Below are 14,667 nucleotides of genomic sequence, written 5' to 3' on the forward strand. Positions count from 1 at the left end.
CCCCCGTCCCGGCCCGGCGACTGGCGGGATTCGGACGTCCATGTTCCTGGTGTGGTGTGGTGTTCACGCCCTAGTCTGATGGCTACATGGATTGGGGATCGGTTGACAATCCTCCCCGGCCCTAACGGACGGGGATTCCCTGGGTCGCCCCCGGGGGTTCCTGCTTCGCCGGCGACCGCCCCGTCCGAGAGGATTCTCGTTGAGGTCTTACACCGCCTCCACAGGCGATCACGGAGAGTCCCTCCGCGAGGATGTTGCGGGCTGCGTTGACGTCGCGGTCGTGGGTGCGCCCGCATCGGCATGTCCACGACCGCACGTGCAGCGGCATCCGCTCAGCGAGCGCACCGCAGACCGAGCACAGCTTGGACGACGGGAACCAGCGGTCCACGACGACCAGGGTCCGGCCGTGCCAGTCGGCCTTGTATTCGAGCATGGTGCGCAACTGTCGCCAGGCCGCGTCGCTGATGGCGCGGGCCAGGTGGTGGTTGTTGACCATGTTGCGGACGGTCAGGTCCTCGATCACGATCGTTTGGTTCTCACGAACGAGCCGAGTGCTCAGTTTGTGCAGGTGGTCCTGTCTGCGGTCGGTGATCCGGGCGTGGACGCGGGCCACCTTGAGCCGGGCCTTGGCCCGATTCAGAGAGCCCTTCTCCTTCCTGGCGAGGTTCCGCTGGGCGCGGGCGAGTGCGGCCCGGTCGCGGCGCTCGTGGCGCGGGTTGGCGATCTTCTCGCCGGTGGAGAGAGCGAGCAGGCTGTCCAGGCCGGCGTCGATGCCGACCGCGCCCGTGGTTGGGACCTGCTCGATCACGTCGTGGCAGAGCAGGGAGACGAACCAGCGCCCGGCGCTGTCCTGCGACACGGTTACCGTGGACGGTGCCGCGCCATCCGGGAGCGGTCTCGACCATACGATGTTCAGGGGTTCGGTCATCTTCGCCAGGGTGAGCCGGCCGTCGCGGTAGCGGAACGCGCTGGTGGTGTACTCCGCCGACCGACGGGACTTCTTCCTGCTCTTGAACGTCGGGTACCCGGCTCGCTTGGCGAAGAAGTTCGTGAACGCGACTTGCAGGTGGCGCAGCGCCTGCTGCAACGGCACGGAGGAGACCTCGTTGAGGAACGCCAACTCCTCGGTCTTCTTCCAGCCGGTCAGCATCGCGCTGGTGGCGTTGTAGTTGACCCGTTCCTGGCGCAGCGTCCACGCCTCGGTGCGGGCCTGCAATGCCATGTTGTAGACCAGCCGGACACACCCGAACGTCCGGGCAAGCTCGGAAGCCTGCCCGGGGCTCGGGTAGAAGCGGTATTTGAACGCCCGCTGCACGGCCCTGGCCACGGCTCACACGATAGCGGCGGTCTAGCTCGTGAACCTTGCAGTGACACGCGTGGAGACACCGATCCGCCCTGGCGGCGGATCAGCTTCCCCTCCCTGCTCCGCAGGGGTTCCGTTTCCTCTCCGGCCTGAAGGCCGCAGTATCCACGGAAGGAATCCGATGACCGAACACGACAACGGCGCCGACGAGGGGCTGGAGGCGGCGGACGCGGACGAGCCGCGGATCGTCCAGGTTCACGGCGAGCACGGCGAGACGATCTACGCGATGGACGCCGACCACGACAATGTCGCCGACGCGGCCGCCTACGACGACGACAACGACGGCGTGATCGACCGGATCGCGATCGACACCGACGGCGACGGCCTGCTCGAGACCGAGCTGCGCGACCTCGACGGCGACGGCCGCATCGACGCCGTCTTCGTCGACACCGACGGGGACGGCCACAAGGACGTGGCGGTGCTGGACACCGACGGTGACGGGCAGTTCGACCGCGTGATCGTCGACACCGACGGCGACGGCCGCATCGACACGGACATCCGCGATACCAACCACGACGGCAAGGCCGACTACGTGGCCCGGGACGAGGACGGTGACGGCCGCCGCGACTACGTCGTCACCGACAGTGACCACGACGGCACCTTCGACACCGTCCACTACGACGACCCGAAGAACAATCCGCTCGCGCAGGCATAGTTTCACGTAAAACTGGAAGATCCTCTTTTGCGGCCGGCCGTCGCCTTCTCGTCAGGGGCGGCGGCCGTTCGCGCGCGGGCTTGGCCTTCGAGGCGGGCCTCCGGGGCCGGCCGGGAGCCGGGTCGATCCGCTCTGGGGCTGGCTGGGTGCCGGGTTGATCCGGGCCGGTGGCCGGCGTTGTCCATATCGCGCCAAGGCGGCATCGCGGCCGGGGTCGGGCATGTCGTGGGAAAGGCCCGGCATTCGGACTTCTCGGCCGGGTGGCCCGGACGAACCCCGCCTTCGTCCGGGCCGCGTGGCGCCGATCATCCCGCCACCTCGTCGGCTTCGCGCGGCTCACCCGCACCGCGCCGCGGCCTCAGCGCGCCTCGTCCGGCGGTGACGCGTGTGCGGCGCGCTGGGTCAGCCAGCGGGTGCCGAAGTCGACGATGTCGCGCTGGGGCATCAGGCGGCCCGTGCCCGCGCCGACCGGGCCCCTGCGCTCGGCGCCGGTGATCTCGGCGAAGTCTTTGCCCAGCGCCTCGAACAGCGAGGTGTCGTCGGCCAGCTCGCGATACGTCACCCAGCTCCGCTCGCCGTCCACGAGCACGGGGGAGCCCTGGCGCAGGTAGCGCTTGGGCGCGTCGGCGCGGTACTCGGCCAGGTGCAGCGACGTGTTGTTGTCGTGGCCGACGCCGAGCAGCAGCACCCAGGCGTCGGCCTCGTAGAGCCGCGCCAGCGGGGAGTCCTCGCCCAGGCCGTCGTCGAGCCGGTGGCCAGCCGTGATCCGCTCCGCCAGCGGGCCGTGCGCCGCGAACGAGACCGTCGGGTGGGCGCTGCGCAGCACGCCGGGGAAGGCGCGGAAGCATTCGACCACCCCGCCCATGTACCGCGTCGGCGTGACCCGCGGGTCGTACGCCGGGGTCTCCTCGCGGATGATCTCCCACCAGCTCTGCGGGACCGGCGGGTTGCCCCAGTCGGCGGGCTCGGTCAGGTGCCGCGAGTGCGTCGGCATGACCAGGGTGCCGCCGGGCCCCACGGCCCGCAGCAGCGCCAGGACGACCGTGTGCGCGCCGCCGGCGACCCAGCCGAGCCGGGACAGCGAGGAGTGGACGATGACCGTCGCGCCCGCGGGCAGGCCGAGCTCGTGCAGCTGGGCGGCGATGCCGCTCGTCGTGCCCGGGCGGGTCGCGCGCGCCACCGCATCGGCTTCCATCCCTCCATCATGTCCGCCCGGACGGGGTGGACGCCGCCGGGGTCCGGTCGCGGAGATTGCGCGACGCGCGGGGGTGAGATCGATAATGTTCGGCATGACGCGGTGGACGCTGTCCGGGTTCGGCGATGAGATCGATGCGGATCCCGCCGTACAGCTGCCGGTGCTGCTCGCGCTCGGGGCCCGGCACGTCGAGGTCCGCAGCGCGTGGGGCGTCAACGTCGCCGACATGAGCGACGAGGACGTGACGCGGCTGGCCGACCTGCTGGCGCGCCACGGCGTCGGGGTCTCGGCCGTCGCGTCGCCGATCGGCAAGAGCGGGGTCTACGACGATCCGGCGACCGAGCTGGCGCGACTGGAGCGCATCATCCGGATCGCCCAGCGGCTCTCCGCACGATACGTACGGCTGTTCTCCTTCTACCGCCCCGACGGCGTCGAGGCGTCCGCGGTCCGCGACACCGTGCTGACCCGCCTCCGGGCGTTCGCCGACGTGGCCGAGCGCGAGTCGGTCGTGCTGGTGCACGAGAACGAGAAGGCGATCTACGGCGACGTGCCCGAGCGGGTGCTCGACGTCATCGAGTCCGTCGGCTCCCGCGCGCTGCGCGTGGCCTGGGACAGCGCGAACTTCGTGCAGGCCGGGGTGCGGCCCTTCGACGAGGGGTACGCGCTGCTGCGGCCCTACATCGAGTATCTGCAGGTCAAGGACGCCCGGGCCGCCGACGGGATCGAGGTGCCGGCCGGGACCGGGGACGGGCAGCTGCGTGAGACGCTCGTCGCGCTGCGGGACTGCGGGTTCGCGGGCTTCGCCTCGCTGGAGCCCCACCTCGCCGATCCGGCCTTCCCCGCCGTGCTGTCCGGCCCGCGCCGCTTCGGCGAGGCGGCCCGGGCGTTCGCCGCGCTCACCGCGCAGCTCGGGGTCGAGCTGGGCTGAGCGGCCCGGGCCCCCAGCGCGCATCGGCGCTGCGTGGCTTCGGTCCGCCATTGCGTAAGCTGACGAGTCGTGGCACTCAGCATCGGCATCGTCGGCCTGCCCAACGTGGGCAAGAGCACCCTGTTCAACGCCCTGACCAAGGGTGACGCGCTCGCCGCGAACTATCCGTTCGCGACCATCGAGCCCAACGTCGGTGTCGTCGGCCTGCCCGACGAGCGACTCGGGCGGCTGGCCGAGCTGTACGGCTCGCAGAAGCTCATCCCCGCGCCGGTCTCGTTCGTCGACATCGCGGGCCTGGTGCGCGGCGCCTCGAAGGGCCAGGGCCGCGGCAACGCCTTCCTGGCCAACATCCGCGACGCGTCCGCGATCTGCCAGGTGGTGCGGGCCTTCTCCGACCCCAACGTCGTGCACGTCGACGGCAAGATCTCCCCGCGCGACGACATCGAGACGATCAACACCGAGCTGATCCTCGCCGATCTGCAGACCGTCGAGAAGGCCCTGCCCCGCCTGGAGAAGGAGGCCAAGGTCCGCAAGGAGCGCGCGGGCGTGGCCGCCGCGGCGAAGGCGGCCGGGGAGCTGCTGAATGAGGGCAACACGCTCTACGCGGCCGGCTTCGACGTCTCCGAGCTCGGCGAGCTGCACCTGCTGACCGCGAAGCCGTTCCTGTACGTTTTCAACCTCGACGAGGCGGGCCTGAGCGACGACGCCTTCCTCGACGAGCTGCGCGCCCTGGTCGCCCCGGCCGAGGCCATCTTCCTGGACGCCAAGATCGAGTCGGAACTCACCGACCTCGACGAGGACGAGGCCCTGGAACTGCTGGCGTCCATCGGCCAGCCCGAGCCCGGCCTGCACCAGCTGATCCGGGTGGGCTTCCGGACCCTCGGCCTGCAGACGTACCTCACCGCCGGCCCCAAGGAGACCCGCGCCTGGACGATCCCGGTCGGCGCGACGGCCCCCGAGGCCGCGGGCGTGATCCACTCGGACTTCCAGCGCGGCTTCATCAAGGCCGAGGTGGTGTCGTTCGAAGACCTGATGACGGCGGGCTCGATGAACGCGGCCAAGGCAGCGGGCAGGGTCCGCATCGAGGGCAAGGACTACATCATGCACGACGGCGACGTGGTGGAGTTCCGCTTCAACGTCTGAGGCTTCCCGCTCGCCCCCGCAACCCGTCCGACGCCGTCCGCCGAATGACCGCGGGCGGTGTCGCCGTCCTCGCCGCGGTTCGTCGCACGTCAGGGGGCGATGCACGGGTGCGCTCATAACAGCGAGCAGGTTCGCGTGCCCGTCGTGGCGATGGAGAGCTGGGGTTGCTCTTGGCCACGCGGACGCCGCAGAGAGGCCGGCCGCGGCCGAACGGTGTCTGGCGGGAGCGGCGGTCCGCAGGTGATGCGGCCCGAGCCTGGCTCTTATGCCGCCCCGGCGATGATGTTCTTGTACAGGTCCTCGATGCGGGCCGCCAATGTGATCTCGCCCGGGGAGAGGTCGGACTCGTCGGTGCCGGGGACCCGTAAGCGGATCTGGGTGCGGCCGTCCAGGCGGCGGACGTCCGGGCGGACGCCGACCGCGTCCGCGACCACTTTCATTCGTTCGGTCAGTGCCGCATGCTGGGAATCGTCTAGCTGGAGCGTCCGGCGGATCTCGCCGCCGTCGTGTGTCCAGCCGTGCAGTAAGGCCAGCGCATCGCTGAGATAGTCGCGGTGATCATCACTCCACCGGGCCCGCATGTCGACCTACCCTCCCACGGCATCGTTGCCGGCTTGTGGCCGATTCGAAGCCTGCCCGTCATCAACGGTGTCTGCAAGTCTGACTAGAAACCGGTGGATCTGTCCACGGCCACTTTTCCCTCGTCTGGTGAACAACAGGGCATAGCCCGCCACCGGAACTTCATTTCGATCTGGCACTCTGGTTGGCCGTGCAGACCGAACGGTTGATGCCACGGATCATCGTCGGGGCGGCGATCATCTCCGACGGGCGCGTTTTGGCTTGCGAGCGCGCCCAGCCGCCCGAAATGGCCGGAAAGTGGGAATTTCCCGGAGGCAAGGTCGATCCGGGGGAGACCGAGGAGCAGGCGCTGGTGCGCGAGTGCCAGGAGGAGCTCGGGGTCGATGTCACCGTCGGCGAGCGCGTCGGGGGCGACATATCGATGCTGGGCGGGACCGCGGTACTGCGGGTCTACGTCGCGACCCTGCGTGGCGGCGCGCAGCCGCTCCCGCTCGAGCACAGTGATCTTCGCTGGCTGGGGCTCGCGGAGCTGCACAGCGTGCCGTGGCTGCCCGCCGACGCGCCCATTGTGTACGCGCTGGAGCCGCTGCTGCCGTCCTGAGCCCGGCCGTTATCTTCGACGCCGTGGACGTTACCTACCCCGAGGTCGGGGCGACTCGTGACGGGCCGATGCCGGATGGCTACCATCGCGTGACCCGGCGTGTTCGCGTCGAGGCCGGCTTCCAGGAGGCCGCCGAGGCGCTCGCGCACTGGCGGCCGCAGGTCGGGGCGGGGCTCAAGGTGCGCACGGGGGCCGAGCGGGCGGGACTCGGGGTCGAGTTCGCGTCCGGGATCGGGATCGGGCCGGTGCGGCTCTGGGTGCCGTGCAAGATCGTGTGGCTCGTCGACGAGGCCGACCGCTACGGCTTCGGGTTCGGCACGCTGCCCGGGCACGTGGAGACCGGCGAGGAGGCGTTCCTGCTCTCCCGCGACGAGGCCGGGGACGTGTGGTTCGAGGTGCGGGCGTTCAGCCGCCCGGCGAAGTGGTGGGTGCGGCTGGGGGCGCCGGTGGCGCGGCTGGTGCAGGCGCGCGTCACGGACCGTTACGCGGCGGCGATGCGGGGCCTCTGACCGCGGCCGAGGCCCCGCATCCCAGCATCAGTGCGGGTGGTTGTACCGCAACTGCTCCGGCGGCAGCGGGAACTCCTGGTCGTCGCCGAACGGGGAGGCTGCGGCGGCCCGGTCCAGGTAGAGTTCGGCCACCGGGAGCTTGCCGTCCGCGCCGACGGCCGGCTCCTGCGGCAGCGGACCCTGCTGGTGCCAGTGCGTGCTCGTGTCGGACGTCGTGCCCGCCGCGCTCGAGGCGTGGGCCAGGGCCGGCTCGTCCAGCTGGTCACGACGGAAGATCTTGCGCCCAAGCCAGGTCACCGGGTCGTACCTCCGATCGACAACGCGTTCCTTCATGGGAATGATCGCATTATCGGTGATCTTGATGTGCTCCGGGCAGACTTCGGTGCAGCACTTGGTGATGTTGCAGTAGCCGAGGCCCTGCTCCGCCTGGGCGAGCTCCTTGCGGTCGGTGCGCGCGTCCAGCGGGTGCATGTCCAGCTCCGCGGCCCGGATGAAGAATCGGGGGCCGGAGAAGGCCCGCTTGTTCTCCTCGTGGTCGCGGACCACGTGGCACACGTTCTGGCACAGGTAGCACTCGATGCACTTGCGGAACTCCTGTGACCGCTCGACATCGACCTGCTGCATGCGGTACTCGCCCGGCTCGACGCCCTTCGGCGGCGCGAAGGCCGGCAGCTCGCGCGCCTTCTGGTAGTTGAAGTTCACGTTCGTGACGAGGTCGCGGATCACCGGGAAGGTGCGCAGCGGGGTCACGGTGACGGTCTCATTGTCGCCGAACGTGGACATGCGCGTCATGCAGCCCAGCCGCGGCTTGCCGTTGATCTCCATCGAGCAGGAGCCGCACTTGCCGGCCTTGCAGTTCCAGCGGACCGCGAGGTCGGGGGTCTGGGTCGCCTGCAGGCGGTGGATGACGTCGAGCACGACCTCGCCCTCGTTGACCTCCACCTGGAAGTCCTGCAGCGAGCCGCCCGTGTCGTCGCCGCGCCAGACGCGGAAGTGGCGCTTGGTACCCATCACAGCTCCTCGTCGGTCATGTACTTCGCGAGCTCGGAACGCTCGAACAGGCCCTGCAGTTCCGGGCGCATCACGGGTAGCGGCTTGCGCTCCAGCCGGACGTCCTCGCCGTCGAGCGAGCAGACCAGGTTGACCTGGCGCCAGTTCGGGTCCATCTTCGGGTGGTCCTCGCGGGTGTGCCCGCCGCGGGACTCGGTGCGCTCCAGCGCGGCCATCGCGGTGCACTCGGAGACGACGAGCATGTTGCGCAGGTCGAGCGCGAGGTGCCAGCCCGGGTTGTACCGCCGGCCGCCGGCCACGCCCACCTTCTTGACGCGCTCCTTGAGCTCGGTCAGGCGCACCAGCGAGTCGCGCAGCTCGCCCTCGCGGCGGATGATGCCGACCAGGGTGCCCATGATGTCCTGCAGCTCGTGGTGCAGCGAGTACGGGTTCTCGCCGCCCTCGCCGCGCTGCAGCGGGGCCAGCGCCGTCTCCACGGCGGCCTCGACCGACGCCGGCGACGGCTTGCGCCGCCCGGTCGCGGTGGCGTACGCGGCCGCGTGCTCGCCGGCCCGCTTGCCGAAGACCAGCAGGTCCGACAGCGAGTTGCCGCCCAGCCGGTTGGAGCCGTGCATGCCGCCCGACACCTCGCCGGCCGCGTACAGGCCCGCCACCGCCGCCGCGGCCGAGTCCGCGTCGACCTCCACACCGCCCATCACGTAGTGGCAGGTCGGGCCGACCTCCATGGGCTGCTTGGTGATGTCGACGTCCGCGAGCTCCTTGAACTGGTGGTACATCGACGGGAGTCGCTTGCGTACCTGCTCGGCGGGCAGGCGGCTGGCGATGTCGAGCAGCACGCCGCCGGCCTGGGTGCCGCGGCCGGCCTTGACCTCGGAGTTGATCGCGCGGGCGACCTCGTCGCGCGGCAGCAGCTCCGGCGGGCGGCGGTTGTTGTCCGGGTCGGAGTACCAGCGGTCCGCCTCCTCCTCGGTCTCCGCGTACTGCTTGCGGAAGACGTCGGGGACGTAGTCGAACATGAACCGCTTGCCGTCGGTGTTGCGCAGCACGCCGCCGTCACCGCGTACGGACTCGGTGACCAGGATGCCCTTGACGGAGGGCGGCCACACCATGCCGGTCGGGTGGAACTGCAGGAACTCCATGTTGATCAGCGTCGCGCCGCTGCGCAGCGCCAGCGCGTGCCCGTCGCCGGTGTACTCCCACGAGTTCGAGGTCACCTTGTACGACTTGCCCACGCCGCCCGTGGCCAGCACGATCGCCGCCGTCTCGAACAGCACGAACTCGCCCGACTCGCGGTAGTAGCCGAACGCGCCGGACACCGCGCCGTTCTCGATGAACAGCTCGGTGATCGTGCACTCCTGGAAGACCCGGATCCGCGCCTCGTAGTCGCCGTGCGTCGCGTAGTCCTCCTGCTGCAGCGAGACGATCTTCTGCTGCAGCGTGCGGATCAGCTCCAGGCCGGTCCGGTCGCCGACGTGCGCCAGCCGCGGGTACTCGTGCCCGCCGAAGTTGCGCTGGCTGATCTTGCCGTCCTTCGTACGGTCGAACAGCGCCCCGTACGTCTCCAGCTCCCAGATCCGCTCCGGCGCCTCCTTGGCGTGCAGCTCGGCCATCCGGAAGTTGTTCAGGAACTTGCCGCCGCGCATGGTGTCGCGGAAGTGCACCTGCCAGTTGTCGTTCGCATTGACGTTGCCCATGGCCGCGGCGGCGCCGCCCTCGGCCATGACCGTGTGCGCCTTGCCGAACAGCGACTTGGAGATGATGGCGGTCTTCTTGCCCGCGAGCCGGGCCTCGATGGCGGCCCGCAGCCCGGCGCCGCCCGCACCGATCACCACGACGTCGTAGGTGTGTCGCTCGATGTTCGTCATCGGGGGGTCCTAATTCCAGATTCGAAGGTCGTTGATCCAGCCCGCGGACACGGCCATGATGTACGCGTCGGTCAGAATGACCGTGAACAGCGACGTCATGGCGAACGTTCCGTGGCGGGTGTTGAGCTTGGAGATCAGCGTCCACAGCCGGTATCGGACCGGGTGCTTCGAGAAGTGCTTGAGCCGCCCGCCCATCACGTGCCGGCACGCGTGGCAGCTCGCCGTGTAGCCCGCCAGCGCGATCACGTTGACCACGATGATCAGCGATCCGAGCCCGATGCCGAACCCGCCGTCGTCGCCCTTGAACGCGTGGAAGGCGTCCCAGATGTTGATCAACAGGATCAGCGACGCCACGTAGAAGAAGTACCGGTGGGAGTTCATGAAGACCAGCGGGAAGCGCGTCTCGCCGCTGTACTTCTTGTGCGGCTCCTGCACCGCGCACGCCTGCGGCGACAGCCAGAGCGACCGGTACCCGCTCTTGCGGTAGTAGTAGCACGTCACCCGGAACCCGGCGACGAACGGGAACGCCGCGAGCCCGAGCGGCAGCCACCGCGGGAACTCCCCGAACGGCGTGCCGAAGTGCGACGATCCCTCTTGGCACGAGTCACTCAGACACGGCGAGTACAGCGGCGTGAGATATCCGTGTTCGGGAACGAAGTACCACTTCGCCATGAAAATCCGCACCGTCGAATAGACGATGAAGAACAGCAGAATCGCCGCGACGGACAACGGGTAAGTCCGCCACCCGTCCGTCCGCAATGTCTTGGCGCTGATCGCTGCGCGGGGCCCCGCGCCAGCAACTGACCGAGGCCGTGTCGGCGTGGTCGTCATGATGAGCACTCCCTGGACGGGCTGGTGAAGAGTTCTCTGATGTACCGATCTGTGGTCCGTGCACACGTTACGCCCGATCCCCGCAGCGAGGCGCGTTGGGAGTCTTGCGTGTGCCGACTCGGTACCGAAAGACCTAAAGGAAACCCCGCACGCGGTTGTGCAGAACTTCACTGGAACCTCACCGGTAACAGCAAGAACTTTGGTTAGCTTTACCTAAATTACCGCTGTTTGCCCGTCTCGAACCGTGCTCAGCCGATTACGGACGCCTGCGGGTTCTCGGATGCCGGGGAGCGCCGAGCACCCGAGCACCTGCGCCGAGGGCCGAGGGCGCAGCGCCGACTCCGGCCGCCGGGGCCTGCGGCGGCCGCAGCGCGCTTCGCCGCCTGTGCGGTTGCTCTGATCTCGGACGCCGCAGCGCGCTTCGCCGACTGCCTGGCGGCTTCGGTCATGCTCCGCCGACTGCCCGGCAGCCTGGGGCTCAGAGGTTATGGCGTGCCCAGCCGACTCCCCGGCGGCGGGGGTCTCGGACGCCGTAGCGCGCCGCGCTTGAGTCTGAAGGCCGTGCCGCCCCCACATCGGCGGGCCTCCCCGGTCGTGCAAGGCCCCCTGTCGAGGGGGCAGCCTGCTCCCCGGCAGCCCCCCGAACCAGATCCTCAGAGAAGGGTCAGCCCGAAGCACCCCCGGTGTAGTTCCACGAAGCCAACCGCAGCGCCGGCGCCACGAACCCCGCCTCCGACCAGGCCCCCGGCATCTCGACCGCATGCGTCCCGACCCCGAGCACCGCCCCCGGCCCGAGCGCCTGCGCATAGGACTGCGTGAACCGGAAGTTCCGCACGGGAGTGGTGATCACACCGTCCTCGATCAGCCAGACCCCGTTGCGGGTCAGCCCGGTGACGACGAGCGTGCGTGGGTCCAGCACCCGCGTGTAGTGGTTGTCGGTGACCAGCAGCCCCCGCTCGACCCCCGCGACGAGCGCCGCCACCGCCGAGTCCGTCGCCGGCCCCTCGACCTCCGCCGGTGCCGCCCCCTCGGCCGGCAGCAGCCGCAGGCTGGAGGGCACCGCCCCGAAGCTGGCCCCGCCCGGAATCGCGTGCCCGGTCGACTCGGCCCCGTCCCCGGCCCGCGCCGCCGTCCGCCGGTCGTGCACCACCGCGGCCGACCGCCCCCGGTCCACGAGCACCACCCGCTTGCGCGGTGTGCCCTCGGCGTCGAACGGGATGGCCGTCGCGTCCGGCTGCGCCGCGTCCTCGACCAGCGTCACCGCCGGGTCGAACTGCTCCTCGCCCACCTGCAGGAACGACTGCCGGTCGAGCACCATTTTGGCGTTGAACCCGTAGATCGCGAGCATCTGCAGCACGTCGGCGACCGCCGCCGGCTCCAGTACCACCTCATATTTCCCCGGGGGCAGCTCCACCGGGTCCGCACCGGCCCGCGCCTTCGTCGCCGCCCGCGCGCCGAGCACCGCCCCGTCAATGTCGCCGATGCGCACCGCCGCCAGCCGTGCCAGCCCGTCCGACGTCCCCGTGCGCGCGATGCCGTCCATCGCCGCGCTCGTGCGGGCCGCGGCCAGGTTCTGCCCGGCCGAGTTCGCGTAGACCACCCGGGAGGCGGACGTGCGGCAGTATCCGGCCACGTCCAGCCCCTCGGCCTGCCCCACGAAGGCCCGCACCCGCGCCGCCCGGTCTTCCGGCGACGCCGAGGCCGTCTCGTCGTCGACGTTGCCGGCGAACGCGAGCGGCGCCGGGGGCGCGAGCCCGGGCCACGTCGGGTCGGCCGGCGCCAGCCGCATCGACTCCACCGCGCGCCGCACGAGGTCGTCGAGCCCGCCCAGCACCGTCGTCGAGGTCGTCGCCGTGCGCCCGTCGGCGTGCAGCCGCAGCCGGACCGAGGTGATCTCGTCGGCCACGTTCTGATGAATGTACGAGCTGGCGAACCGGGTCAGCGACAGCGCGTGCCGCTCGACCGTCACCTCGGCCTCGATCCCGCGCCCGACCAGCTCCAGCACCCGCTGCGCCAGGTCGGTCTCCGTCGCCGTCACACTCATCCCCGCACCCCCACGCGCACGTTCTGGAACCGGGCGGCCGCGGCCGGGTGCCCGGTGTGCCCGATCTGGCCGGGCTGGCCCTTGCCGCAGTTCGGCGTGCCCCACGACACGATCTGCGAGCCGAGCATGTCCATCGACCCCCAGAACCGGGGCCCGATGCCGGTATAGGTCGGGTTGCGCAGCATCCGCCCGAGCTTGCCGTCCTTGATCTCCCAGCCGATCTCGCACCCGAACTGGAAGTTGAGCCGCTTGTCGTCGATCGACCAGGACCGGTTGATGTCCATCAGGACCCCGTCCTCGGTCGCCGCGATCATCTCCTCCAGCGTGTGCGGCCCCGGCAGCAGCCCGACGTTGGTCATCCGGACCATCGGCAGCCGCGCCCACCCATCGGCCCGCACGCTGCCCGCGTAGTCCAGCCCCGCGACCGCCGCCGAGTCCCGCCCCGCCAGCGTGCCGACCCAGATCCCGTCCCGCACCGCGTATCGCTGCCGCGCCGGGGTTCCCTCGTCGTCATAGCCGAACGAGCCCAGCGCGCCCGGGATCGTCGGGTCGATGGTGATGTTCATGAGATCCGAGCCGTATCGCAGCTGATTGATCTTCGCCAGATCCAGCCACGACGTCCCCGCGAACGCCGCCTCCCAGCCGAGAATCCGGTCCAGCTCGATCGCGTGCCCGACCGACTCGTGGATCTGCAACGCCATCTGCTCGCTGCCCAGGATCAGCGTCGTCTCACCCTCCGGGCACCGCGGCGCGGAGAGCAGGGCCCGCGCCTCCTCGGCGACCCGGGCCGCGTGCGCCGGGATGTCCAGCTCGTCGACGAGCTCCCAGCCGCGCGTGCCGTACTGCCCGCGATACGACGGATAGGAGCGCCGCTGCGTCTCGCCGTCGCCGATGACCGTGGCCGAGATCCCGGCCCCGGACTCGCGGATGTGCTGGTCGATCCGGTGCCCCTGCGAGGAGACGAACCACTTCCGCGTGTCCCAGATCTGATACAGCCCCTCGGCGATGTCCGCGCCCGCCTTGTGCGCCTCGGCCGTCGCCCCGGTCAGCAGGTCGCCCTTCACCGACAGCGCCACCCCGAGCGGGTCCACCTCGCATGCGCTCGCCCACAAGTCCACCCGCGCCTCGACGTCGACCAGGTCCACAGCGGGCCCCGGCACGGTCGCGGACGCCCGCGCGATCGCCGTCGCCCGCTCACCGGCCCGCCGCGCGGCCTCGGAGCCCAGGTCCGGGACGGCGAAGAAGCCCCAACTGGAGCCCACCAGGGCCCGCACGCCGACACCTGCATCCTCGTCCTGACTGAGGTCCTCGATCTCACCGTTGCGCGCCGTCATCGACTCGGACCGGCGATGCATCACGCGGGCGTCGGCATATCGCGCACCGGCCGCCAGCGCCGCCTCAACCGCCGCGGTAGCTACGTCGAAGTGGGTCATGATTGGACAGTACCGAGGGGGTACGACAGTTTGGGCGGACACGACCCTACGTCGATGTCCGCCCTACCCGATCAGCTCGTTGATCTGCCCCGCGAGCGCGATGTCCTTCCCCGTCACCCCACCCGCCGAGTGCGTCGAGAGCCGGAAGGTCACGGTCCGCCACCGGATGTCGATGTCGGGGTGGTGATCGGCCCGCTCGGCCACGTGCGCAACCTCCGCGACCAGCCGAATCCCGTCCAGGAACGAGGGCGCGGTAACCGACCGCTCGATGCCGTCCGCGCCGCCGGACCACCCCGCAAGCCCTTCGAGCGCGGCGGAGACTTCGTCGTTGCCGAGTACGTCAGCCATGCCTCGACGCTACTCTCCGGCGCAGCAGCAGTACCCCCAACAAGCCCACGACCCCGGCACCGACCACCACCCCCCACAACCCCGCCGGATGAGCCCGCCCCCGCCACGGCGACGACCGATGCGGACGGGCTGGAACGTCGGCGGTGAGAGCCCTGACGAGGT

Annotated in this window: 13 protein-coding genes and 2 pseudogenes; 5 read left to right on the forward strand and 10 right to left on the reverse strand. The window is 70.3% G+C overall.

Going from position 1 to position 14,667, the window contains the following annotated elements:
• Positions 1-121 precede the first annotated feature (121 nt).
• A complete protein-coding gene (locus tag ACQPY0_RS06115) occupies positions 122-1,327 on the reverse strand; it encodes an RNA-guided endonuclease InsQ/TnpB family protein (protein WP_432985785.1) in 1,206 nt (401 codons plus the stop codon).
• Between the two features lie 157 nt (positions 1,328-1,484).
• Between ACQPY0_RS06115 and ACQPY0_RS06120 the strand changes: the two genes are divergently transcribed.
• Positions 1,485-2,018 (forward strand): hypothetical protein, encoded by a 534-nt coding sequence (locus ACQPY0_RS06120; RefSeq protein ID WP_432985787.1) that lies wholly within the window; start codon positions 1,485-1,487, stop codon positions 2,016-2,018.
• Positions 2,019-2,376: 358 nt separating this feature from the next.
• Here the strand turns inward: ACQPY0_RS06120 and ACQPY0_RS06125 are convergent, their stop codons facing one another.
• Complete coding sequence (locus tag ACQPY0_RS06125; RefSeq protein WP_432985789.1) at positions 2,377-3,213, reverse strand: aminoglycoside N(3)-acetyltransferase; 837 nt, start codon at positions 3,211-3,213, stop codon at positions 2,377-2,379.
• Positions 3,214-3,307: 94 nt separating this feature from the next.
• Here ACQPY0_RS06125 and ACQPY0_RS06130 point away from each other — a divergent pair, with 94 nt between their 5' ends.
• Both ACQPY0_RS06130 and ychF read left to right on the forward strand, forming a co-directional pair.
• Entirely contained in the window at positions 3,308-4,141 is an 834-nt protein-coding gene (locus ACQPY0_RS06130; RefSeq protein WP_432985791.1) for a sugar phosphate isomerase/epimerase family protein, read from the forward strand.
• Positions 4,142-4,210: 69 nt separating this feature from the next.
• On the forward strand, positions 4,211-5,284 hold the full coding sequence (ychF, locus tag ACQPY0_RS06135; RefSeq protein WP_432985793.1) for a redox-regulated ATPase YchF: 1,074 nt from the start codon (positions 4,211-4,213) through the stop codon (positions 5,282-5,284).
• A gap of 263 nt (positions 5,285-5,547) precedes the next feature.
• On the opposite strand, the gene ACQPY0_RS06140 is transcribed toward ychF, so the two are convergent.
• Complete coding sequence (locus ACQPY0_RS06140; protein WP_432985795.1) at positions 5,548-5,865, reverse strand: 4a-hydroxytetrahydrobiopterin dehydratase; 318 nt, start codon at positions 5,863-5,865, stop codon at positions 5,548-5,550.
• Positions 5,866-6,071: 206 nt separating this feature from the next.
• Between ACQPY0_RS06140 and ACQPY0_RS06145 the strand changes: the two genes are divergently transcribed.
• Both ACQPY0_RS06145 and ACQPY0_RS06150 read left to right on the forward strand, forming a co-directional pair.
• A complete protein-coding gene (locus ACQPY0_RS06145) occupies positions 6,072-6,464 on the forward strand; it encodes a (deoxy)nucleoside triphosphate pyrophosphohydrolase (protein ID WP_432995031.1) in 393 nt (130 codons plus the stop codon).
• Positions 6,465-6,487: 23 nt separating this feature from the next.
• Complete coding sequence (locus tag ACQPY0_RS06150; RefSeq protein WP_432985797.1) at positions 6,488-6,973, forward strand: DUF1990 family protein; 486 nt, start codon at positions 6,488-6,490, stop codon at positions 6,971-6,973.
• Between the two features lie 27 nt (positions 6,974-7,000).
• On the opposite strand, the pseudogene ACQPY0_RS06155 reads toward ACQPY0_RS06150, so the two are convergent.
• The 7 genes and pseudogenes from ACQPY0_RS06155 to ACQPY0_RS06185 form a co-directional block, all read right to left on the reverse strand.
• Positions 7,001-7,144 (reverse strand): annotated as a pseudogene (locus ACQPY0_RS06155) (succinate dehydrogenase/fumarate reductase iron-sulfur subunit); the annotation flags it as partial.
• 86 nt (positions 7,145-7,230) lie between these two features.
• Positions 7,231-7,984: pseudogene (locus tag ACQPY0_RS06160) on the reverse strand (succinate dehydrogenase/fumarate reductase iron-sulfur subunit); the annotation flags it as partial.
• Positions 7,984-9,849 (reverse strand): fumarate reductase/succinate dehydrogenase flavoprotein subunit, encoded by a 1,866-nt coding sequence (locus ACQPY0_RS06165; RefSeq protein ID WP_432985799.1) that lies wholly within the window; start codon positions 9,847-9,849, stop codon positions 7,984-7,986. The gene ACQPY0_RS06165 and the pseudogene ACQPY0_RS06160, both read right to left, overlap by 1 nt.
• A gap of 9 nt (positions 9,850-9,858) precedes the next feature.
• Positions 9,859-10,680, reverse strand: coding sequence for a hypothetical protein (locus ACQPY0_RS06170; RefSeq protein WP_432985801.1), 822 nt, complete (start codon positions 10,678-10,680; stop codon positions 9,859-9,861).
• Positions 10,681-11,344: 664 nt separating this feature from the next.
• Positions 11,345-12,724 carry a TldD/PmbA family protein gene (locus ACQPY0_RS06175; protein ID WP_432985803.1) on the reverse strand — a complete coding sequence of 460 codons (1,380 nt, stop codon included), beginning with the start codon at positions 12,722-12,724 and terminating at the stop codon, positions 11,345-11,347.
• Positions 12,721-14,157: a TldD/PmbA family protein gene (locus ACQPY0_RS06180; protein WP_432985805.1), complete on the reverse strand. Its 1,437-nt coding sequence runs from the start codon at positions 14,155-14,157 to the stop codon at positions 12,721-12,723. Before ACQPY0_RS06180 ends, ACQPY0_RS06175 begins: the two co-directional genes overlap by 4 nt.
• Positions 14,158-14,220: 63 nt before the next feature.
• Positions 14,221-14,505, reverse strand: a complete 285-nt coding sequence (locus ACQPY0_RS06185) for a 4a-hydroxytetrahydrobiopterin dehydratase (RefSeq protein WP_432985807.1) — start codon at positions 14,503-14,505, stop codon at positions 14,221-14,223.
• Between the last annotated feature and the right edge of the window lie 162 nt (positions 14,506-14,667).

Origin of the sequence: Dactylosporangium sp. CA-233914, from assembly GCF_050942935.1 — a bacterium.
In the GTDB taxonomy this organism is placed as follows: Bacteria; Actinomycetota; Actinomycetes; order Mycobacteriales; family Micromonosporaceae; genus Dactylosporangium.

Bases quoted from the DNA above. Each gene is read 5' to 3' on its own strand.
- ACQPY0_RS06120 (WP_432985787.1), top strand. From the start codon at position 1,485: ATGACCGAACACGACAACGGCGCCGACGAGGGGCTGGAGGCGGCGGAC.
- ACQPY0_RS06125 (WP_432985789.1), bottom strand. From the start codon at position 3,213: ATGGAAGCCGATGCGGTGGCGCGCGCGACCCGCCCGGGCACGACGAGC.
- ACQPY0_RS06130 (WP_432985791.1), top strand. From the start codon at position 3,308: ATGACGCGGTGGACGCTGTCCGGGTTCGGCGATGAGATCGATGCGGAT.
- ACQPY0_RS06140 (WP_432985795.1), bottom strand. From the start codon at position 5,865: ATGCGGGCCCGGTGGAGTGATGATCACCGCGACTATCTCAGCGATGCG.
- ACQPY0_RS06145 (WP_432995031.1), top strand. From the start codon at position 6,072: ATGCCACGGATCATCGTCGGGGCGGCGATCATCTCCGACGGGCGCGTT.
- ACQPY0_RS06165 (WP_432985799.1), bottom strand. From the start codon at position 9,849: ATGACGAACATCGAGCGACACACCTACGACGTCGTGGTGATCGGTGCG.
- ACQPY0_RS06170 (WP_432985801.1), bottom strand. From the start codon at position 10,680: ATGACGACCACGCCGACACGGCCTCGGTCAGTTGCTGGCGCGGGGCCC.
- ACQPY0_RS06175 (WP_432985803.1), bottom strand. From the start codon at position 12,724: ATGAGTGTGACGGCGACGGAGACCGACCTGGCGCAGCGGGTGCTGGAG.
- ACQPY0_RS06180 (WP_432985805.1), bottom strand. From the start codon at position 14,157: ATGACCCACTTCGACGTAGCTACCGCGGCGGTTGAGGCGGCGCTGGCG.
- ACQPY0_RS06185 (WP_432985807.1), bottom strand. From the start codon at position 14,505: ATGGCTGACGTACTCGGCAACGACGAAGTCTCCGCCGCGCTCGAAGGG.